General features: G+C 68.6%; 18 protein-coding genes and 1 pseudogene. 7 read left to right on the top strand and 12 right to left on the bottom strand.

Going from position 1 to position 21,126, the window contains the following annotated elements; all coding sequences use genetic code 11:
- Nucleotides 1–21: 21 nt before the first annotated feature.
- Nucleotides 22–1,296, top strand: a complete 1,275-nt coding sequence (gene boxA, locus U5N23_RS29735; protein ID WP_322596290.1) for a benzoyl-CoA 2,3-epoxidase subunit BoxA — start codon at nt 22–24, stop codon at nt 1,294–1,296.
- Here boxA and U5N23_RS29730 read toward each other — a convergent pair.
- The 3 genes from U5N23_RS29730 to U5N23_RS29720 form a co-directional block, all read right to left on the bottom strand.
- Nucleotides 1,293–2,066, bottom strand: coding sequence for an SGNH/GDSL hydrolase family protein (locus tag U5N23_RS29730; protein ID WP_322596289.1), 774 nt, complete (start codon nt 2,064–2,066; stop codon nt 1,293–1,295). The two genes, boxA and U5N23_RS29730, sit on opposite strands and share 4 nt — an antisense overlap.
- A gap of 141 nt (nt 2,067–2,207) precedes the next feature.
- The gene (locus U5N23_RS29725; RefSeq protein ID WP_322596288.1) at nt 2,208–3,548 is read right to left on the bottom strand and encodes an SPOR domain-containing protein; all 1,341 of its coding nucleotides are present in this window, start codon (nt 3,546–3,548) and stop codon (nt 2,208–2,210) included.
- A 221-nt stretch (nt 3,549–3,769) separates the two neighbouring features.
- Nucleotides 3,770–4,765, bottom strand: coding sequence for a YcjF family protein (locus U5N23_RS29720; protein ID WP_322596287.1), 996 nt, complete (start codon nt 4,763–4,765; stop codon nt 3,770–3,772).
- Between the two features lie 175 nt (nt 4,766–4,940).
- Here U5N23_RS29720 and U5N23_RS29715 point away from each other — a divergent pair, with 175 nt between their 5' ends.
- Nucleotides 4,941–5,594, top strand: a complete 654-nt coding sequence (locus U5N23_RS29715; RefSeq protein ID WP_322596286.1) for a DsbA family oxidoreductase — start codon at nt 4,941–4,943, stop codon at nt 5,592–5,594.
- A gap of 24 nt (nt 5,595–5,618) precedes the next feature.
- Here U5N23_RS29715 and U5N23_RS29710 read toward each other — a convergent pair whose 3' ends face one another.
- The 3 genes from U5N23_RS29710 to cphA (U5N23_RS29700) form a co-directional block, all read right to left on the bottom strand.
- Nucleotides 5,619–6,104, bottom strand: a complete 486-nt coding sequence (locus U5N23_RS29710) for a CreA family protein (protein WP_322596376.1) — start codon at nt 6,102–6,104, stop codon at nt 5,619–5,621.
- Entirely contained in the window at nt 6,104–8,683 is a 2,580-nt protein-coding gene (gene cphA / locus U5N23_RS29705; RefSeq protein WP_322596285.1) for a cyanophycin synthetase, read from the bottom strand. The genes U5N23_RS29710 and cphA (U5N23_RS29705) overlap by 1 nt, the downstream gene beginning before the upstream one ends.
- A gap of 85 nt (nt 8,684–8,768) precedes the next feature.
- The gene (gene cphA / locus U5N23_RS29700) at nt 8,769–10,976 is read right to left on the bottom strand and encodes a cyanophycin synthetase (protein ID WP_322596284.1); all 2,208 of its coding nucleotides are present in this window, start codon (nt 10,974–10,976) and stop codon (nt 8,769–8,771) included.
- A gap of 233 nt (nt 10,977–11,209) precedes the next feature.
- Here cphA (U5N23_RS29700) and U5N23_RS29695 point away from each other — a divergent pair, with 233 nt between their 5' ends.
- From U5N23_RS29695 to U5N23_RS29685, 3 genes are all read left to right on the top strand, one after another.
- A complete protein-coding gene (locus U5N23_RS29695; protein ID WP_322596283.1) occupies nt 11,210–13,498 on the top strand; it encodes an ABC transporter transmembrane domain-containing protein in 2,289 nt (762 codons plus the stop codon).
- A gap of 31 nt (nt 13,499–13,529) precedes the next feature.
- Nucleotides 13,530–14,024, top strand: a complete 495-nt coding sequence (locus tag U5N23_RS29690) for a DUF1854 domain-containing protein (RefSeq protein ID WP_322596282.1) — start codon at nt 13,530–13,532, stop codon at nt 14,022–14,024.
- Between the two features lie 205 nt (nt 14,025–14,229).
- On the top strand, nt 14,230–14,661 hold the full coding sequence (locus U5N23_RS29685; protein ID WP_305742445.1) for a hypothetical protein: 432 nt from the start codon (nt 14,230–14,232) through the stop codon (nt 14,659–14,661).
- 77 nt (nt 14,662–14,738) lie between these two features.
- Here the strand turns inward: U5N23_RS29685 and U5N23_RS29680 are convergent, their stop codons facing one another.
- The 4 genes from U5N23_RS29680 to U5N23_RS29665 all read right to left on the bottom strand — a co-directional run bounded on the left by U5N23_RS29680 (nt 14,739) and on the right by U5N23_RS29665 (nt 18,553).
- Nucleotides 14,739–15,092, bottom strand: a complete 354-nt coding sequence (locus U5N23_RS29680) for an EF-hand domain-containing protein (protein WP_322596281.1) — start codon at nt 15,090–15,092, stop codon at nt 14,739–14,741.
- Between the two features lie 142 nt (nt 15,093–15,234).
- Nucleotides 15,235–16,152, bottom strand: a complete 918-nt coding sequence (locus U5N23_RS29675; protein ID WP_322596280.1) for a 5'-nucleotidase — start codon at nt 16,150–16,152, stop codon at nt 15,235–15,237.
- Between the two features lie 7 nt (nt 16,153–16,159).
- On the bottom strand, nt 16,160–17,392 hold the full coding sequence (gene gspF, locus U5N23_RS29670) for a type II secretion system inner membrane protein GspF (protein WP_322596279.1): 1,233 nt from the start codon (nt 17,390–17,392) through the stop codon (nt 16,160–16,162).
- Between the two features lie 132 nt (nt 17,393–17,524).
- A complete protein-coding gene (locus U5N23_RS29665) occupies nt 17,525–18,553 on the bottom strand; it encodes an LLM class flavin-dependent oxidoreductase (RefSeq protein WP_322596278.1) in 1,029 nt (342 codons plus the stop codon).
- Nucleotides 18,554–18,755: 202 nt separating this feature from the next.
- Between U5N23_RS29665 and U5N23_RS29660 the strand changes: the two genes are divergently transcribed.
- Entirely contained in the window at nt 18,756–19,241 is a 486-nt protein-coding gene (locus tag U5N23_RS29660; RefSeq protein WP_322596277.1) for a CZB domain-containing protein, read from the top strand.
- Between the two features lie 25 nt (nt 19,242–19,266).
- Here the strand turns inward: U5N23_RS29660 and U5N23_RS29655 are convergent, their stop codons facing one another.
- Nucleotides 19,267–19,461 carry a hypothetical protein gene (locus tag U5N23_RS29655; protein ID WP_416208691.1) on the bottom strand — a complete coding sequence of 65 codons (195 nt, stop codon included), beginning with the start codon at nt 19,459–19,461 and terminating at the stop codon, nt 19,267–19,269.
- Between U5N23_RS29655 and U5N23_RS29650 the strand changes: the two are divergent.
- Nucleotides 19,420–19,664 (top strand): annotated as a pseudogene (locus U5N23_RS29650) (IS5/IS1182 family transposase); the annotation flags it as partial. The gene U5N23_RS29655 and the pseudogene U5N23_RS29650 overlap by 42 nt on opposite strands.
- A gap of 30 nt (nt 19,665–19,694) precedes the next feature.
- Here U5N23_RS29650 and mpl read toward each other — a convergent pair.
- Nucleotides 19,695–21,116, bottom strand: coding sequence for a UDP-N-acetylmuramate:L-alanyl-gamma-D-glutamyl-meso-diaminopimelate ligase (mpl, locus tag U5N23_RS29645; protein ID WP_322596276.1), 1,422 nt, complete (start codon nt 21,114–21,116; stop codon nt 19,695–19,697).
- Nucleotides 21,117–21,126: the final 10 nt, after the last annotated feature.

The following is a 21,126-nucleotide window of genomic DNA, read 5'->3' as shown; positions in this document are numbered from 1 at the left end:
GGGGTGACACAGGAGAACGATATGGACATGGCCGTTGAAGCCGGGGTCATCAAGCAGCACCTGATCGACCCGGAAATCTGCATCCGCTGCAACACCTGCGAGGCGACCTGCCCCGTCAACGCGATCACGCACGACGACAACAACTACGTGGTGCGCGCCGATGTCTGCAATGGCTGCATGGCCTGCATATCACCGTGCCCCACGGGTTCCATCGACAACTGGCGCACCATGCCCTTGGTGCGTGCCTATTCGATCGAGGAGCAGTTGACCTGGGAGTCGCTGCCCGCCGAGCTCACGCCCGAGGAGCTGGCGAGCGCCGGGGGCGGTGCCGAAGCTGCGGATGCACCGGCCTCACCAGTGGTCGCAGTAGCCAGCGCCGAACCCGGCGTGCAGCCCCAGCCGCCCCTGCACCGGGGCGCCACGGTGCCGCCGTGGTCGGCCGCGCACGCCTACACCAACCTCTACCCGCCCAAGGCGCCGACCACGGCCACCGTGGTCGGCAACTTCAACTGCACCGAGGCGGGCTTCGAGAGCGAGACGCACCATGTGGTGCTCGACTTCGGCAGCCTGCCCTTCCCGGTGCTGGAGGGGCAGTCCATCGGCATCGTGCCGCCTGGCACCGATGCCCTGGGCAAGCGCCACCATGCGCGCCAGTATTCGGTCGCCAGCGCGCGCAACGGCGAGCGGCCGGGCTACAACAACCTGGCGTTGACCGTGAAGCGTGTCACCTCCGACCACGACGGCACCCCCGTGCGCGGCGTGGCCTCGAACTACGTCTGCGACCTCAAGGTGGGCGACACGGTGGAGGTGGTGGGCCCGTTCGGCCACTCCTTCCTGATGCCCAACCACCCGAAGTCGCATGTGGTGATGATCTGCACCGGCACCGGCAGCGCCCCCATGCGCGCCATGACCGAGTGGCGCCGCCGCCTGCGCAAGAGCGGCAAGTTCGAGGGCGGCAAGCTCATGCTGTTCTTCGGCGCGCGCACGCAGCAGGAGCTGCCGTACTTCGGCCCGCTGCAAAGCCTGCCCAAGGACTTCATCGACATCAACCTGGCGTTTTCGCGCACCCCGGGCCAGCCCCGGCGCTATGTGCAGGACCGGATGCGCGAGCGCGCGGCCGACCTGGCAGAACTGCTCAAGGACGGCAACAGCCACTTCTACGTCTGTGGCTTGAAGAGCATGGAAGAGGGCGTGCTGCTGGCCCTGCGCGATGTGGCGGCTGACGCGGGCCTGGACTGGGAGGCCCTGGCAGCCACCCTGGCGCGCGAAGGGCGCCTGCACCTGGAGACGTACTAGCCACCCGTCAGGCTGGCCAGGCCTTCCTGCCGCACCAGTTCCTCGTACCACTGCTGGTAGCCCGCGCTGCTCGGGTGCAGGCCGTCGGCGGCGTTGAGTTCGTCGGCGCGCTGCACGAAGGGGTCCTGCGCGCGCGGCTTGAGCAGGCGGATGTAGCGCACACCGCTGTCCAGCGCCACCGTCTGCGCGGTAGCATGCAGGCGCCTGGAGCGGCTCTCCATGAACCACGAAACCGGTGGCACGAACAGGGGCGCGTGGCCCACATTGCCGCAGGGCATCAGCACCACCTGCTTGCCGCGCGCCTTGGCCGTGCGGATCACCTGCTCCATGTGGGCATGCAGCTCCTGCTCCGACGTCAGGCGGATCACATCGTTGCCACCGGCCAGCACCAGCACCAGGTCGTAGCCCGAGCCGGCACGCTCCAGTTGCGCTTGTACGTCCTCGAACTTGGCACCGTTGGCCGCCAGGTTGTCGATCTGCCAGCGCGGATGGGCGGTGCCGATGCGCCCCGCCAGGCTGTCCTCGGGGCGGGCGGCACCGGTCCCCACGGCCGTGCTGTCGCCGACCACGAGGATGCGCCGCTCGGGCTGGGCTGGCTGGGCGGTGTAGGGGCGCGATGCCTTGGCCAGGTCCGAGGCGGCCACGAGGCGCCAGGGCGCGCAGCCCGTGAGCAGCAGGGCGCCCGCCGCCACGGCGGCAAGCGTCCACCAGCGGGGCCGCAGGCCGTGACAGGGGGGCTGGTGCGCAGTGCTCGGCGAAGGGATGGGCATGGAGAGGCTTTGCAGAAGACACAGGTCGATACGGCAGAGTACGTGCCGAAACCGGGCCTGGATGTCGGCGGCCTGAAAGCTTGCGCGTAGGACGCGGGGCCACGCCTGGCGGCTTGCCCGCTTGTGGGCGGGAGCCGGTGGCTACTTCTTGAACACCACGGCCTCCAGCCCCATGCGCTGGATGGTCTGTGCCGCCGTGTCGGCCTCGGCCTTGGAGTCGAAGGGGCCCACGCGCACGCGGATGCGGGTGCCCTTGGCGCTTTCCAGCGGCTGGCGGAAGGCCGGCAGGCCTTCGTTGAGCAGGCGCGACTGGGTCTTGCGCGCATTGGCCTCTTCGGCGAACAGGCCTACGTTGATATAGAAGCCCGGTGCACTGCCCACCATGGGCGGCTCCGCGCCACTGGCCAATGAAGCGGGCGACGATGCCGCCGTGGCCACAGGTCTTTCTTTGGTTGCCGGCACCGGCCGGGATGGCTTGCTGGCAGCCGTTGCCACAGGGGCCGTGGCCTTGGGGGGCGCTGGCGTCGCAACAGGCGTGGCCACCTTCGAGGCCGCCGGTGCCGGCTTTGCGGAGGCCAGCGGAGCCTTGGCAGGGCTGCCGGCCGGACTGGCTGCCGACACCGGTGCCGGTGTCTTCGCCGGGGCCGGCTTGGGGGGGGCGGCCGCAATGGGCGGGGCGGAAGGGGGCGTTGCGACGGCGGGGGCTGGCACCACCGCCGCCGGGGTGGGAGGGACTTCTGCCGAAGTGGGCGCTGCAGCGCGGGGGGCAGATACCGTATCCGATGCCACCCCCGAGGCTGCAGTCGATGCCGCACGCGCTACCGACACGGCTGCCAGCCCAGACGTGGGGTTGGGCGCCGGGACTGCAGGGGGCGGGGTATTCGTGGCCGCCGTGCCGCCCTGTTCCGGCGCGGCACCGGGAGGGAAAAGCAGGTAGGCCAGCAAGGCCGTGGCCACCACGACCACGTGCCCGATGATCACTGCGCTCAGCCGCTGGCGCGAGCTGGCCTGCCGCTCCAGCAGCGCGGCGGCCTCCGGTACCGTGCGCGACACAGAAAGGGCCCGCGCGATGCGCTTGCGGACCTCGGTGTGCAGCACGGCGTTGGCGAACAGGCCCGGCAGCGCGCAACTGAACAGCGCGATGGCGGCCAGGATGCCCCATTCCACTGGTTGGGGCCAGTGCAGGAACTGCCGGCCCAGGCCGAACACCAAGAGCGCCAGGCCCTCGGCCGCGGCCACGTAGACCAAGGCGACGCCCCAGAGCTGGCGAAACACCAGCCAGCTCAGCGTGAACAGCGCGGCCGGCCAGTTCCAGGTGGTGGTCGTGCGCCCTGCATCGTCGAAGCGCGCAAAGATCGGCAGGTAGTGCTCGGCATTCACCGGGCCCAGAGCCACCCGGTACAGCGCGGTCATGGCGTTGTCCGACGGAGAGTCCAGCGACATGGGTGCGATGGCGTTGGCAGGGTCCAGTGTCAGGGGCATGCCCGATTCTGGCATGGGCCATGGCCCCTGTAAAAGAGGGAAGTGGCCCATGATCCGGGCCGCTGATTTGGGCTTTGATAGTTGAAAGCGCGCGGTCAAGGCCAGGACCACCGCGCAAGGGCCGCCCCGCCGCGCTGGTGGTGTCCCCCTTCCCGAATGGTGCAGCCATTCGAGAGAAGGGGGAAGGCGCGAAGCGACTCAGGGGGTTGTCGCTATTTCTATCAGGCGCCGCCGCGCACCATGGACATGACCTTGGCCGCGTCGAGCGTGGCGGCCTTTTCGCGGATCTGCGGCAGGTACTGGGCCTGCAGGTCCTTGGCCGGGCCGAGCATGCTCTGGAAGCTCTCGCGCAGCACGGCCGTGCTCATCACGCGGCCGCCTGCGTAGTAGCGTTTGGCCACCTGGCCCAGGGCGTAGGTGGTGGCGAACGAAAAGGCCATGCCCGTGGCCGCCTGGCCGATGCCGCCGATGGTGCGGCCCGCCACCTTGCCCAGCAGGCCGCCGAGCAGCTTGCGGCCGAACTGCTCGATGTACTGCGAGGCCATGCCCACGCCGGCCGCGGCGATGAAGTCCTTGATGTGGCCCTGGTCCAGCTCCACGCCATGGGCCTTGCCGACGGCGTAGACCATCTTGACCTGCATGGGGATGATGGCCATCGACGCCCAGGACTGGGGCAGCAGCTCCAGCGCGCCGCACAGCAGCGCGTAGTTCAGGATGCTCTTGTCCAGCTCGGCGTCGGAGACCTGTGCCGCAGCGCCGCGCACGGGCAGGGCCGCTGCGGCAGCCGTGCCCACAGCCACGGGCGCCAGGCCGCGCGCGATGGGGGCCGCGCGCTCGGCCACTTCCACGAGGGCATCGGCCTGCTGCTCGAAGGCTGCGGTGTCGCCGTCACCCAGCTGCAGCCAGTCCTTGAGCTGCGCCAGGAAGGCGCGCTCGGCCTCGGTCTGGCGCCCGTCCACATCGCAGACGCAGACCGCCATTTCGTAGGCCAGTTGGCGCAGCCCCGGCTCGGCCAGCGCGGTGGCAGCGGCCTGGGCGCTGGTGCGTTGCAGCAGCACGTCCTGGACCAGGCGCGGCAGGTCGATGGCCGGTGCGTCGTGTGCCAGCGACTGGGCGATGCGCCGGATCTCCTCGCGCTCGCTGTCGCCCTTGTGGCCGTCGGCGAAGGCGGCGAACAGGGCGATGGTGAGAATGGCTTGTTGCTGGTCGAGTTGCATGGTGGCGTGGCTCCTGAGGAAGCCATGGGTGGCGGGACAGGTGTGCAGTGTGGCAAACAAGTGCTTTTCCATCGCGCCGGTGGGGGCTTGCGGGATGGTCAATGGCCGTACCGCTGCAAGGGCGCGCCAATCGTCCTAGGATGTTGGCCATCCCATTTGACGTCCTGGTGACCGCATGACCACAGCCCTCAAGATCGACTTCGTCTCCGACGTTTCCTGCCCCTGGTGCATCATCGGCCTCCGGTCGCTGGAGCAGGCGGCCGAGCGCCTCAAGGGCGAGGTCGCGCTGGACCTGCATTTCCAGCCCTTCGAGCTCAATCCCCAGATGGCGCCCGAGGGCCAGGACATCGCCGAGCACCTGCACGAGAAGTACGGCGCCACGCCCGAGCAGAGCCAGAAGAACCGCGACGCCATCGCCGCGCGCGGCGCGGCCCTGGGCTTCACCTTCAACATGGCGCAGCGCAGCCGCATCTACAACACCTTCGACGCCCACCGCCTGCTGCACTGGGCCGAGGAAGAGGGCGACAAGCAGCCCGCATTGAAAAACGCGCTGTTCAAGGCCTACTTCACCGATGGCCAGAGCCCGGGCGACCACGAGGTGCTGGCCCGCGTGGCCGCCGGGGTGGGCCTGGACGAGGCCGAGGCCCGTGCCATCCTGGCGTCGGACCGGTATGCCGACGAGGTGCGCGAGCGCGAGCAGTTCTACCTGCAGCAGGGCATCCACTCGGTGCCGGCCATCATCATCAACGACCGCCACCTGATCTCGGGCGGTCAGCCGCCCGAAGTCTTCGAGCAAGCGCTGCGGCAGATCGCATCTGGCAAGGCATAAAAAAGGGCGCCGCGGCGCCCTTTGTCATTTCAGCGGGATGGGCATCGCCCGGTCCACCGGCACGGCCGTCACGCTGTTCTGCGGCGAGCCGTCGACCAGCTTTTCGGAATAGGTCAGGTAGACCAGCGTGTTGCGCGCCGGGTCCACCATGCGCACCACGCGCAGGCGCTTGAACAGGATGGACAGGCGCTCGCTGAACACCTCTTCCTGCTTGCGCAGCGGCGCCGGAAAACTCACCGGCCCGGTCTGGCGGCAGGCGATCGAGGCTTCCGAGCGGTCCTCCGCCAGACCCAGCGATCCCTTGATGCCGCCCGTGCGGGCGCGCGAGACATAGCAGGTCACGCCCGCCACGGCCGGGTCGTCGTAGGCCTCGACGATGATGTCGTGGTCGCGGCCGAGCAGCTTGAAGGCCGTGTCCACCGTGCCGATCTTGTCGGGGGCCGCCACGGCGGCGCCTGCCAGCAGCGTGAGGGCGGCCAGAGCCGCCATGCGCAGGGAGGTCGCGCGCATCATGCGGTGGCCCCGGCGTCGGCGCAGCGCTTGGCCAGGTGGGCCAGGGCTTCTTCGACCTGGTCGACCAGCACCAGGCACAGGTCGCCGGGCTGCAGGCGGGAAAGGGCCGTGTCGATGGCGATGAACTCGCCGCGGATCTCTTCCACATGCGTGGTGCGTGCCGCGCCGACCAGACCTTCGCGCAACAGCGCCATCACCTCGCCGTCGCCCCGGCCGCGCTGGGCTGCGTCCTGGTACAGGATCACGTCGTCGAAGGCGGCGCCCAGGATCACGGTCTGCTCGCGGATGTCCTCGTCGCGCCGGTCGCCGGCACCGCTGATGACCACGCTGCGGCGCTTGCCGGGCAGGGCGTCCACCGCAGCCACCAGGGCGCGCATGGCGTCGGGGTTGTGGCCGTAGTCGGCGATCACCGTGGCGCCGTTGTGGTCCATGATGTTGAAGCGGCCCGGTGCGTTGTCGCTGTCGTTGACGAAGCCCGACAGGCCGCGGCGGATGGTCTGCCACGGCAGGCCCGCGCCCCAGGCGGCGGCCACCGAGGCCATGACGTTCTCCACCTGGAAACCGATGCGGCCGTTGCGCGTGATGGGCACGTCGCGCAGGTGGATGGTTTCGCGCCACGATCCTTCGGAGGCGACGATGGAATCGCCGTCCACGTACACCGTGCGGTTGCCCTGGGCGCGGTGCGTGGCCATCACGGGGTGGTGGCGGTCGGCCGCGAAGAAGATGATCTTGCCCGGGCAGGCCGGCGCCATGGCCGCCACGATGGGGTCGGCCGCGTTGAGCACGCCATAGCCGTCGGTGGCCACGTTCTGCACGATCACGCGCTTGAGCACGGCCAGGTCTTCTACCGTGGTGATGTAGTTCAGGCCCAGGTGGTCGCCCGCGCCGATGTTGGTGACCACGGCCACCTGGCAGCGGTCGAAGCCCAGGCCCTCGCGCAGGATGCCGCCGCGCGCGGTTTCGAACACCGCCGCATCCACCTCGGGGTGCAGCAGCACGTTGCGCGCGCTCTTGGGGCCGCTGCAGTCGCCGCTGTCGATCTGGCGGCCGTTGACGTAGACGCCATCGGTGTTGGTCATGCCCACGCGCAGGCCCTGGGCCGTGAACAGGTGGGCGATCAGGCGCGCCGTGGTGGTCTTGCCGTTGGTACCCGTGACGGCCACCGTCGGGATGCGGCCATCGTCGCCATGGGCGTACAGGCGGTCCACCATGGCCTGGCCCACGTTGCGCGGCTTGCCGTACGAGGGCGTCAGGTGCATGCGCAGGCCGGGCGCGGCATTCACTTCCACGAAGCCGCCGCCTTGCTCTTCCAGCGGGCGCAGCACGGTCTCGGCGACCATGTCCACGCCGCAGATGTGCAGGCCGACCATCTGCGCGGCGGCAATCGCCCGGGCCGCCACCTCGGGGTGCACGTCGTCGGTCACGTCGGTGGCCGTGCCGCCGGTGGACAGGTTGGCGTTGTTGCGCAGGATCACGCGCTGGCCCTTGGGTGGCACGGACTCGGGCGTCAGGTCCTGGGCCGCCAGGCGCGCCACGGCGATCTCGTCCAGGCGAATCTTGGTCAGCGAGGTGGCATGGCCTTCGCCGCGGCGGGGGTCCAGGTTGACCTGCTCGACCAGCTCACGCACCGTGTGCTGGCCGTCGCCCAGCACCTGGGGCGGCTCGCGGCGCGCGGCGGCCACGAGCTGGTCGCCCACCACCAGCAGGCGAAAATCGTGGCCCGGCAGGAAGCGCTCGACCATCACCGTGCCGTACTCGGCGGCATTGCGGTAGGCCGCATCGAGCTGGGCGCGGTCGGTGATGTTCACCGTGACGCCCTTGCCCTGGTTGCCGTCCTGCGGCTTGACGACGACGGGCAGGCCGACCTTCTGGGCCACTTCCCAGGCCTCGTCCAGGCTTTCCACGGGCTTGCCCAGGGGTACGGGCACGCCGGCGGCATGCAGCAGGCGCTTGGTCAGGTCCTTGTCCTGGCCGATGGATTCGGCCACGGCGCTGGTGGAGTCGATCTCGGCAGCCTGGATGCGGCGCTGCTTGGAACCCCAGCCGAACTGCACCAGGCTGCCGCGCGTGAGGCGCCGGTAGGGAATGCCGCGTGCCACGGCCGCGTCCACGATGGAGCCGGTGCTCGGGCCCAGGCGCTCGTCCTCGTCGAGTTCGCGCAGGGCGGCCACGGTCTTGTCGGCGTCGAACGTGCCCTGGCCGAGTGCGGCCTGGATCAGTTGCTGTGCGTCCTCGAAGGCCTGGCGGCCCACGGCCTCCTCGCTGTACTCCACCACCACCTGGTACACGCCGGCATCGGTGGTGGCCGTGGTGCGCGCAAAGGTCACGGGGCAGCCGGCCTGGGCCTGCAGGGCCAGGGCCGCGATCTGCAGCACGTGGGCCAGCGAGATGTCGCTGTCGCCGCCTTCGAGGTGCAGCGCACCGATGGCGGGGAACAGGGCGCGCAGTCGCGCTTCGAAGCCGTCCATCTGGCGGATGGCGCGCTCGCTCTCGGCGCAGGCCACCACGGCCTCGATGGCCATGTGGCGGCTCCAGAGGTTGGGGCCACGCAAGGCCCGGGTGCGGGATACATCCATGGAAATTCTCTTTCTCAGTGTCCGTCGGGGCGGGCGGGCCCCGGTGTCATCGCTGCAATTCGGTCAGTCGGTCTGTTCGGTCGGCTCAGGTGCGCAGACCCGGTGGGGGCGGCAGGTCCGGCTCGAAGGTCTTGATGCCCGCGCCGATCAGGTCGGGCGCGATGTCCAGGGCCCAGGCGGCGCCCACGGCGGCCAGCAGGGCCTCGGTGTCGGGCACCACGGCGCTGCGGCCGAAGGTCAGCTCGGCCAGCGTGCCCAGCACATGCTCGGCGCTGCCGGTGGCCAGCACCACGCGGCCGTTCTTCACCACCACGGCGCGGCCGTTGTCCTTGGCGCGGTGCTCGGTGATCGCGGGCAGCGCGTGGTCCTGCGCATACAGCACCACGTCGCCGTCGCACAGGCGGGCCAGGTCCACCACCTGTTCTTCGGCGGCGTTGAGCACGGCGGCGCCGTCGGCGAGCACCACGTCCACCTGGGTGCGCATCACCTTGGTCATCTGGTCCTGCTCGTGCACGTCGAATTCGGCCAGGGCGGCCACGCCGTCCATGTCGGTGACCACGCCCACCTTGCAGCGGTCGTAGGCCAGGCCGTCGCGCAGGATGGTGCGGGCGTCGTTCTCGATCACGGCGGCCTGCACCATCTGGTTCATGAGCAGGCGGTGGGCGGCTTCCCAGTGGGCGCTGTCGGTGGTGTCCACATGGCGGCGGTCCAGGAACAGGCCGTCGCGGCAGGCCACACCCGTGTGGCGGCCGCCCAGGTGCAGCAGCCAGGCCACGAGGCGAGCGATGGTGGCGGTGTTGCGCGTGCCGGCGACTCCCACCACGGGGATGCGGCCGGCCGTGCCTTCGGCATGGTCCTCGGCCGGGAACAGGTGCTCCACGATGGCCTGGCCCACGGGGCGGGGTGCGCCCACGGCGGGTTTCAGGTGCATCAGCAGGCCGGGGCCGGCGTTGACTTCGACGATGGCGCCGCCCTGCGTGTGCAGGGGCTTGGAGATGTCGAGCGCCACCATGTCGATGCCCGCGATATCGAGGCCCACCACCTTGGCGGCGAGCTGGGCGATGTAGGCGACCTCGGGGTGCACGTCGTCCGTGCAGTCCACGGCCACGTTGCCGTTGCGTTGCACCACGATGGTCCGGCCCGCAGCAGGCACGGAGTCGGCCTCCAGCTCCTGGCGCTTGAGCTCCAGCTGCACCTTGGTGTCGGTGGCCAGGTCGATGATCTCGAGCGGGTATTCCTCTTCGTAGCCGCGGCGCGGGTCGGAGTTGAGCTGGGTGTCGATCAGCTCCTTGACCGTGGATCGGCCATTGCCGGTGATGCTGACCACTTCGCCGCGCGCGGCGGCCACCACCTTGCCGCCCACCACCAGCAGGCGGTGCTCGTCGCCGGGGATGAAGCTCTCGACCATCACGTCGCTGCCTTCGGGGTAGGCCACGTGGTAGGCCGCCTCGATGTCTTCCTTCTTGCGCAGGTCCAGCGTCACGCCGCGGCCGTGGTTGCCGTCCGAAGGCTTGACCACCACGGGCAGGCCGATGTCCTGCGCCGCTTCCCAGGCCTCCTCGGGGCTGTTGACCACCTGGCCCTCGGGGATGGGCACGCCGCAGGCCTTGAGCAGGCCCTTGGTCAGGTCCTTGTCGCTGGCGATGCCTTCGGCGATGGCGCTGGTGAACTCGGTCTCGGCCGTCCAGATGCGGCGCTGGCTGGCGCCGTAGCCCAATTGCACCAGGTTGCCATCGTTCAGGCGGATGTGGGGGATGCTGCGGTCGGTGGCTGCGGTGACGATGCAGGCCGTGCTGGGGCCCAGGTACTGGTCGTCCACCTCGGTGCGCACGCGCGCCACGGCGGCGGCCACGTCGAAGGGTTCATCGTTGATGGCCGACATCAGCAGGCGGTGGCCTTGGGCCAGCGCCACGCGGGCCACCTGCTCATCACGCGCCCGGAACACCATGCGGTACACGCCACGCTGCGAGGTGCTGCGCGTCTGGCCGAAGCCCGTGGGCATGCCGGCCAGGTTGAGCAGCTCGATCACGATGTGCTCCAGCACATGGCCGCACCAGGTGCCTTCCTCCAGGCGCTGCAGGAAGCCGCCGCGCTCGCCCACGCCGCAGTGGTGCTCGATGAGGGCCGGCAGCCAGGTCGTCAGGCGCTCGTTCAGGCCGGGCAGGGTGTGAGAGGGATGGTCTTCCAGCACACCCAGGTCCAGCCAGACTTCCAGCACGGGCCGGTAGGTCCAGATGTTGGGTCCACGCAGGTAATTGATGCGAAGCAGTTGGATATCGTTGAATTTCGCCATGGGTTGCAGCGGGTAGGGGGGTTCCGGCCTTTCGGGGCTGTGCGGGGGAGGACAACGAGAATATGGGGAAACATTGTGCTCCACCCGGATGGCAGCAGCCGCTGTCAGCCAAGGGGCAGTCGCAGACGTTACAGGTGGATGCCTTGGCGTCCTTGCGTGCAGTATCGGGGAGAATTCGCGCTGTGGCGCAATCGGTGACCGCTGGCTGCCAGGGGCGCAAATACCAATCCAACATGCAACATCACCATTCTGTGGACGCCTCCGGTGTCTTTTCCGGCCCCCAGGGGGCCGATCTGCGGGCCATGCTCGCTTCCCAAGAGAACGTGCTGGCCACGTTGCAGGTTGACCTGAGTGGCGAACTGCGCTTTGCCACGGGCTGGGTGGTGGTGACTTCCGAGCGTCTGCTGGCTTGCGAGCCCGGGGCCAACGCCTGGCGCGCGTGGCCGCGGGCCCCGGGCCTGGCGTTGCGCATGCAGGACCACGGGGGCATCGGCTCCCTGGAGCTGCACGACGCCGATGCGCGCCTGGCGCTGTGGCGCTTCACCCTGGGCCAGCATGCCCAGGCGCTGCGCTTGGTGCAGCGCTTCGAGCAGGCTGCCGGTGCCGCGCACACGGACGAGGCCACCTGCCCGCAGTGCCACGCCCCGCTGCCACCCGATACCGAGGAGTGCCCCGCCTGCGCACGCGCCCAGCCGCCCCAGACCTCCACCTGGGTGCTGCTGCGCCTGTGGCGCTTCGCCCGGCCCTACCGCAAGCAACTGGCCGCCGGTTTTGCGCTCACCCTGGCCTCCACGGCAGCCACGCTGGTGCCGCCCTACCTGACCATCCCGCTGATGGACGACATCCTGATCCCGTTCCAGAACGGGCAGCAGATCGAGCCCAGCCTGGTCCTGCTCTACCTCAGCGGGCTGCTGGCGTCGGCCCTGGCGGCCTGGGGCCTGTCCTGGGCGCGCACCTACATCCTGGCGCTGGTGTCCGAGCGCATCGGCGCCGACCTGCGCACTACCACCTACGAGCACCTGCTGCGCCTGTCGCTCGACTACTTCGGCGGCAAGCGCACCGGCGACCTGATGGCGCGCATCGGCTCGGAGACCGACCGCATCAACGTCTTCCTGTCGTTGCACGCCCTGGATTTCGTGACCGACGTGCTCATGATCATGATGACGGCGGCCATCCTGTTCTCCATCAACCCCTGGCTGGCCCTGGTCACCCTGGTGCCGTTGCCCTTCATCGCCTGGATGATCCACACCGTGCGCGATCGCCTGCGCACCGGCTTCGAGAAGATCGACCGCGTCTGGTCCGAGGTGACCAATGTGCTGGCCGACACCATCCCCGGCATCCGCGTGGTCAAGGCCTTCGCCCAGGAAAAGCGCGAGGCCCAGCGCTTTCGCGACGCCAACCAGCACAACCTGGAGGTCAACGACAAGCTCAACAAGACCTGGTCGCTGTTCACCCCCACGGTCTCGCTGCTCACCGAAATCGGCCTGCTCGTGGTCTGGGGCTTCGGCATCTGGCTGGTCTCGCGCAACCAGATCACGGTGGGGGTGCTCACCGCCTTCATCGCCTACATCGGGCGCTTCTACAGCCGGCTCGACTCCATGAGCCGCATCGTCTCGGTCACGCAGAAGGCCGCCGCCGGCGCCAAGCGCATCTTCGACATCCTGGACCACGTGAGCAACGTGCCCGACCCGGCCCAGCCGGTCAAGGTGGACAAGGTGCAGGGCGCCATCGCCATGCGCAACGTGGGCTTTCGCTACGGCAGCCGCGCCGTCATCAAGGGGCTGGACCTGGATATCCGCCCCGGCGAGATGATCGGTCTGGTGGGCCATAGCGGCTCCGGCAAGAGCACCCTGGTGAACCTGATCAGCCGCTTCTATGACGTGAGCGACGGCTCCATCCAGGTCGATGGCGTGGACATCCGCCGCTTCGCCGTGGCCGACTACCGGCGCCACATCGGCCTGGTGCTGCAGGAGCCCTTCCTGTTCTTCGGCACCATTGCCGAGAACATCGCCTACGGCAAGCCCGAGGCCACGCGCGAGGAGATCGTGGCCGCGGCCCGAGCGGCCCATGCGCACGAATTCATCCTGCGCCTGCCCCATGGTTACGACTCGCTGGTGGGCGAGCGCGGCCAGGGCCTGTCGGGCGGCGAGCGCCAGCGCATCAGCATCGCGCGTGCGCTCTTGATCGACCCGCGCATCCTGATTCTGGACGAGGCCACCTCGGCCGTGGACACCGAGACCGAGAAGGAAATCCAGAAGGCCCTGGACAACCTGGTGCAGGGTCGCACCACGATCGCCATCGCCCACCGCCTGTCCACCCTGCGCAAGGCCGACCGCCTGGTGGTGATGGACCGCGGCGAGGTGGTGGAAGTGGGGCCGCACGACGAGCTCATGGAAAAGCAGGGCGCCTACTGGCGCCTGTATGAAGCCCAGGCCCGCCGAGCCGAAGAGGATGCCCAGGCCGCCGGAGTGATCATCGACAGCAGCCTGCTGCACCCGGCCCACCCTGCGGGCAGCGCCTGAGCGCCGCCCTTCGACGGACAACGACACCGCCATGACCGATCTGACGACCCCTTCCCCGACCCACCCGCTGCAGCTGCACCGCAATGCCCATGGGCGCCTGGTGCTCACCCAGCCCGGCGGCAGCGTGCACGAAGGCGTGGTGCCCGTGCGTGCCTTTCCCATCGCCGCCCCGGCCGAAGGCCTGTCCCTGGTGGGCAGCGACGGCCACGAGCTGGTGTGGCTGGACCGGTTCGACCAGTTGCCCCCGGCCGGGCGTGCCCTGGTCGAAGAGGAACTGGCGGTGCGGGAGTTCGTGCCCACTATCGAAAGAATAGTCGCCGTATCCAGTTTTTCGACCCCCAGCACCTGGGATGTGGAAACCGACCGCGGCCCCGCGCGCCTGGTGCTCAAGGCCGAGGAAGACATCCGCCGGCTCGGCGGGCGCACACGGTTGCTCATTGCTGCGGGTGAGGGCGTGCAGTTCAAGGTGCCCGACACGACACTGCTGGACCGCCAGTCGCGCCGCTTTCTCGAGCGCTTTCTCTGAAGCCCGTTGCGCCAGCCCGCCACCTGCTTTTTGCAGGCGGCGGGCTTTTTTTTCGCCTGAAGAACGGTTAAAAACTAGGGGTAAACCCTTATTTTTGGGCTTAAAGGCAAAAAAAGACCTCAATTTCCCCTTTTGTTTGCCGTTATGAATGTACGAAGAGTCCGGAAGTGCCTCTGTCCATTCCATCCATAACCTGGGGCCTGCCATGCAAATGCCACCTGTCGATCGATCGCCGACCTGGCGTCCTGCGGGCGCCGATTTGTATTCCACCGGCGCCTCGGGGGCGCCGCCGATACGCCCTGTCAACGCACCGCTGCCCGTCGAGTCCATGGACCGGCTGGGGGAGGGGGCCATCGTGCGCGAGCCGGACAAGCCCTCGGCCCCCGACACGCCGAACCGTGACTGGACCGAGGTGAAGAAGAAGGACACGGTGGAAGAGCCGCCCGAGCCGCCGCCGGAGCCCATCTACAAGCAGTTGCTCGAATTCATCCAGTCGATGTGGCGCGCCAGCGGCAGCGCCGTGGAGATGGCGCAGGACATCAACAAGGTGACACTGCAGGAGCGCCTGGCGCAGCAGGTCAAGAACGAACCGCTGACCTACTCGGACCCCAAGGTCAAGCGCACGGCAGGGTTGTGAACCGGTTGGCAGGCTGAGGCGCAGCGACGGCGCCAGGGGCAGCTGGGTATTTTGCTACCGAAAAGGTAGCGACTGGGTCAAGGAGCGCTGGCTGCAGGAGCGGGAGCGGCAGGCGCCTGTTGTTTGGCGCGATCCCGTTCGGCGCGGTACTTGGCCGCAAAAGCGCGCACCTCTTCGTACGAAACAAAACCATCGCGGTCGGTATCGGCCTCGTCAAACGCATTGGACAGGCGCGGGAACAGCTTTACTTCGGTCCGGCTGAGCTTGTCGTCGCCATTGAAATCCAGCATCTTGAACTCGCGGATGGCCTTGGCTTCGCCCTTGGACAGGCCTTCGGTGTGGGCCGGTGGCGGCGCCACCGGTGCCTGGGCCAGGGCCATGCTGCTGCCCAGCAGGGCGGCTGCGCCCCATGCCAATAGGTTCATCTTCATGCGTTCTGTTCTCTGTTCCGGTTGCGGGACCATGCTCGCACAGATGCGGTGGCACGGCGTTCATTGCAACCGGTCAGAGGCCTTCTTTCGCGGCAAGTTGCACACCATTGCACAACTTTGCATGCCGCTGGGGGCAGGCCCTTCAGTCCGCCAGCAGCGTGACGGGGTTGGACACCCCGCTGTTCACATGGCCCGCGGGCACATGCAGCGAGGCCGAGGTGACATGGCCGGTCTGGTCGTCGAAGAAGAAGTCGGGCTCGAACTCGCGCAGAAACTCCCCCTTCTGCAGGCCGCCGAGGAACATCGCCTCATCGACGGCGATGTCCCAGTCCATCAGCGTTCGGATGGCGCGCTCGTGGGCGGGCGCGCTGCGCGCCGTGACCAGCGCGGTGCGGATGCGCATGCCCGTGCCGCCCGCGTGCTGCAGCCGGTGCAGGGCCGCCAGCAGAGGCTTGAAGGGGCCGTCGGGCAGCGGCTGCGCCGCCTTGTCGCTCTCGTGCCGCTGAAAGGCGGCCAGGCCCTCGGCCTGGTAGACGCGCTCGGCCTCGTCCGAGAACAGCACGGCGTCGCCGTCGAAGGCGATGCGCACCTCGTTCGGGTTGGAGTCGCCGGCGCGCACCGACTCGGTCAGCACGCGTGCCGCCGGGTAGCCCAGGTGCAGCGCCTGGCGCACGTCGGCCTCGTTGGCCGAGAGGAACAGGTGCGCCCCCAGCGGGCGCAGGTAGCGAAACGGGTCGCGCCCCTGGGTGAACACGCCGCGCTGCACCATGGGCAGCCCGTGGGCCAGGCAGGAGCGGAACACGCGCATGCCGCTCACCGGGTCGTTGCGCGAGAGCAGCACCACCTCCACCCGCTGGTGCTCGGTGGTATTGAAGGCCAGCAGCTTGCGCACCAGCGAAAAGGCCACCCCGGGCGCCGCCGGAATGTCGATGCGCTGGCGCTGCATCTCCACGTAGGCGCGGTCATCCGTGTCGTCGAAGACGCGGTTCTCTTCCTCGAAATTGAACAGCGCCCGCGAGGAGATCGCGACCACCAGTTTGTCGTCCAGGGTTACAGCCATGGCGTGTCTACTTGACGAACTGGTTGAGCTGGATGATGGGCAGCATCACGGCCAGCACGATGGCCATCACCACCAGGCCCATGGCCACGATCAGCAGCGGCTCCAGGATGGTCGCCAGCTGCATCGCGCGGCGCTGCACCTCCACCGACAACTGTGTGGCGGCACGCTGCAGCATCACCGGCAGCTGGCCCGTCTGCTCGCCCAGGCGCGCAAACATCGACAGCAGGCCCGGAAAGCGCTTCTTCTGCGCCAGGGCCGATGCCAGGGGCGCACCTTCGCGCACCAGCACCAGGGCATCGAGTGCGTCGGCGCGCAGGGCGCGGTTGTTCAGAGTTTCGGCTGCGGCCTGCAGGGCGCGCAGGATGGGCACGCCAGCGCTGGCCAGCATGGCCAGCGTGCTGGCAAAGCGCGCCGCGTTGTAGCCGCGCGCCAGCTTGCCCACCAGGGGCAGGTTGAGCCAGGCGGCGTCGAAGCGCTCGCGCACGCTCTCGGACTTCAGCGACCAGCGCAGGCCCAGGGCCCCGACGATCAGTACACCGAACATCGCCAGTCCATAGTTGCGCACCAGGGCGCTGATGCCCAGCATCACCGTGGTGATGAAAGGCAGGGCGCGCTTGGAACCCGCGAACACGCTGGCCACCTGGGGCACCACATAGCCCAGCAGGAACATCACGATGGCAATCGCCACCAGGGTCACGATGGCCGGGTAGAGCGCGGCACCCACCAGCTTGGCCTTGAGCGCCTGGCGGTCTTCGAGATCGTCGGCCAGGCGTTCGAGCACCAGGCCCAGGTTGCCGCTGTGCTCGCCGGCACCGATCACGGCGCAATAGATGTCGGAAAACTCGCGCGGGTGCTGGCCCAGCGCACGGGCGAAAGTGGCACCGGCATTCACCTCAGCGCGCAGGGCGGCCACCAAGTGGCGCTGGCGGTCGTCGTCGGCCTCGTCCGAGAGGGCGCTTAGGGCGCGCTCCAGCGGCAGGCCCGAACTCACCAGCCCGGCGATCTGCCGGGTCCAGATGGCCAGGCCGGTGGCGTTGAACACAGGGCGCGTGAACAGGCTGCGGTTCCAGCCCTGGGCAGCACCGTCCCGGGCGTGCCCGGTCTGGACCTGTTCCACTGCAATTGGCACCAGGGCCTGCGCACGCAACTGGGTGCGGGCGGACTTGGCGGTGTCGGCCTCCATCAGGCCTTTGCGGGTCTGGCCCTGGGCGTCCAGGGCTTCAAAGGAAAAAGCGGGCATGCAGCAGGTGGTGGGTGGGCGGTTGCGAAGTGCACAAATGCACCGTCATCAGCCCGATGGTAGCGGCAACCGGCACTCGCTACCGTGACGCACCACCCCCGAGGGTTACAAGTCGCCTACCCAGGCCGGTTCTCAGGCCGCCACGGCGCTCCCCAGGGCCGCATGGGCCTGCGCCGCGATCTCCAGCGAACGCAGCCGCAATGCGGGGTCGTAGACGTCGCTCACCAGCATCAGCTCGTTGGCCCCGGTCTCGCGCACCAGGTCGGCCAAGCCGGCCTGCACCGTCTCGGGCCCGCCGATCACCGCTGCCGCCAGGAAGTCGCCGATGGCGGCGCGCTCTTGTGGCTGCAGGCGCGCCGCGAAGTTCTCCACGGGCGGCAGCAGCAGGCGCCGGTCGCCGGTGAGGATGCCCAGCACGCGCTGGTAGGTGCTGCTGGCCAGGAACTCGGCCTCCTCGTCGGTCGGCGCGGCAATCAGCGGCACGCCGATGGCCAGGTAGGGCTTGGGCCAGGCGGCCGAAGGGCGGTACAGGTTGCGGTACAGGTCGATGGCCTGGTGCAGCAGGCGCGGCGCGAAGTGCGAGGCAAATGCGTAGGGCAGGCCGCGCTCGGCAGCCAACTGCGCCGAAAACAGGCTCGAACCCAGCAGCCAGATCGGCACGTTGGTGCCGGCACCGGGGGTGGCCACCAAGCGCTGGCCGGGTTCGGCCGGAGAAAGCAGGCGGTGCAGCTCGGCCACATCCTGCGGAAAATCGTCGGCCGTCTCCACGCGGCTGCGGCGCAGGGCGCGCATGGTCGCCGGGTCGGTGCCGGGGGCCCGGCCCAGGCCCAGGTCGATGCGGCCGGGGTAGAGTTCGGCCAGGGTGCCGAAGGCCTCGGCCACCACCAGCGGCGCGTGGTTGGGCAGCATCACCCCGCCCGAGCCCACGCGGATGCACGAGGTACCACCTGCGATATGCCCGACCAGCACGGCCGTGGCCGAGCTGGCGATACCGGCCATGTTGTGGTGCTCGGCCAGCCAGTAGCGGGCGAAACCGAGTTTTTCGGCATGTTGCGCGGTGCGCAGGGCGATCTGCAGGGCCTCGGCCACGGTGCCGCCGTCGCGGACGGCCACCAGGTCCAGCATGGACAGGGCGGTGCGGGGGGAAACAGGTTCAGTCATCCCTGCATTGTGGGCCGACCCGGCCAGCGGCGCTCGCGCTGGTGCCGAGAGCCGAGGATGGCAGCAGGGCTGCAGTGCACACACCGACAGGGGTATGCCATTTTTTGGTAGCCAAAAGGCAAAACGTTACACAGAATGTTTCAAATGGCGTGGCGTCCCTGGCCCAGAGGAGGTCCGCCGGCACACTAGGACGGGATCGCACATGGGTTTTTTCAGCCGACTGTTCAAGATGCGGGAGCAGGACCCTGCCAGTCCAGACACGACCTGGGCCATGGAAGACAACGGCAGCGAACTCGTGCTGGACGCCGAGTACGCCACCATGCTCATGACCGAGATCGATATCGACGCGGCCATTGCCAGCCATGAGGGCTGGCGCCTGCAGTTGCAGGACATGGTCAACGGCCGCTCCAACGAGGTCATGCGCCCCGAACGCATCTGCCAGGACGACCGCTGCGACCTGGGCCGCTGGCTCAACGGCACCGGCCGGGTGCGGCTGGGCCACTACCCCGCGTTCAGCATGCTGGTCGCGCGGCACAAGTACTTCCACCAGCAGGCCGCTGCCGTGGTCATGCTGTTCCAGGCGGGCGAGCAGCAGCAGGCGGTGCAACTGCTCAACAGCAGCTGCCGCCATGCGTCCAATCAAGTATTGCTATTGCTCAAGGAGCTCAAGCGCGGTGTGGGTAAATAGGCACCCCCTGAAGTGAGCCAACAGCTCAAGCAGGACTAATGATGACTTGGTAGCCGATGTTCTGGAGACTGCGGACGAGACGGTTGGCAGTCTTGGTGGAGTCGGCGTGGTCAAAGAAGCCCCCCGGTTCCTTCCACTCGTTAGCGTTGCGTAGCATGTGCCATGCGGCAGTCATTTTGGGTATCGTGGGGCCGAACATCTTCGCGCGATAGAAGGTCACGGCTACATCCTGCAGGTCGCCCAGCGAGGCCAATGCCAAGAAACGAGCGCCGGGCACAATGGCCCGGCGCTTGGTTGTCGAGGTCTGTCACAGCCGATTCCGCAAGCTGCTGGTGCGCCACGAGAAGCTTGAACGCGCTCAATCGCCTTGCGGCCGCCATCATTGTCTTTTGCAAAGGTGTCTGTGACTGCCAATATATATAGTTTACGGACAAACTCTGAGATTGGGACAACCTATCGGGCCAGCGCCTGCAGCAGGCGCGCGTGCACACCGCCAAAACCGCCGTTGCTCATGCACACGATGTGGTCCCCGGGCTGCGCTGCGGCGCTGACCTGGGCCACCAGCGTGTCGATGTCGGGCGCGGTCTGCGCGCGCTGGCCGGGGCCCGCGCCCAGGGGGGACAGGGCCTCGGCGGCGTCCCAGTCGAGTCCCGCCGTGTGGCAGAAGGCCAGGTCGGCGGATTCCAGCGCCCAGGGCAGTTGGCTCTTCATGGCACCGAGCTTCATGGTGTTGCTGCGCGGCTCGAACACCGCCAGGATGCGCGCGCTCGGGCCCAGGCTGCGGCGCAGGCCATCGAGCGTGGTGCGCAGCGCGGTTGGGTGGTGGGCGAAGTCGTCGTACACCGTGATGCCGTTCACCGTGCCGCGCAACTCCATGCGGCGCTTGACGTTCTGAAAGCTGCCCAGTGCCCGTGCCGCCTGCTCGGGCGCGACGCCTACGTGGTGCGCTGCGGCAATGGCCGCCAAGGCATTGAGCTGGTTGTGCACGCCCGTGAGGGCCCACTCCACCCGCGCCACCGTGTGGCCCTGCTGCACCACATCGAACGCCTGGGGCTCGCCCGCGGCAGAAAAATCAGCCACGGCCGTGCCGAAGCTGCTCACGCTGCTCCAGCAGCCGGCATGCAGCACGCGCGCCAGGCTTTCTTCCAGCCCGTTGACCACCACGCGGCCCGAGGGCGGCACGGTGCGCACCAGGTGGTGGAACTGGCGCTCGATGGCGGCCAGGTCGTCGAAGATGTCGGCGTGGTCGAACTCCAGGTTGTTCAGCACCGCCGTGCGCGGCCGGTAGTGCACGAACTTGCTGCGCTTGTCGAAGAAGGCTGTGTCGTATTCGTCGGCCTCGATCACGAACAGGGGGGGGCTGCCCAGCGGGCCCTCGCCTGCATGGGGGCGCGCTGCGGCGCCCAGGCGCGCCGACACGCCGAAGTTCAGCGGCACGCCGCCGATCAAAAAACCGGGCTGCTGGCCTGCGCTCGCGAGAATCCAGGCCAGCATCGAGGTGGTGGTGGTCTTGCCGTGCGTGCCGGCCACGGCCAGCACATGGCGGCCCTGCAGCACATGCTCGGCCAGCCACTGGGGGCCGCTGGTGTAGGGCAGGCCGGCGTCCAGAATGGCTTCCATCAGCGGGAACTTGGGGCTGCCATCGGCCAGCCGCACCCGGCTGACCACATTGCCGACCACGAACATGTCGGGCTTGAGATCGATCTGCTCCGGGCCGAAGCCCTCGATCAGGTCGATCCCGAGGGCGCGCAACTGGTCGCTCATGGGCGGGTAGACGCCCGCGTCGCAGCCTGTGACCCGGTGCCCCGCTTCGCGGGCCAGGGCCGCGAGGCCACCCATGAAGGTGCCGCAGATGCCCAGTATGTGTATATGCATGGGCGACGAT

The organism is Acidovorax sp., from assembly GCF_034519795.1.
Classification (GTDB): Bacteria; Pseudomonadota; Gammaproteobacteria; order Burkholderiales; family Burkholderiaceae_C; genus Acidovorax.
This window is presented reverse-complemented; position numbering and strand designations above follow the sequence as displayed.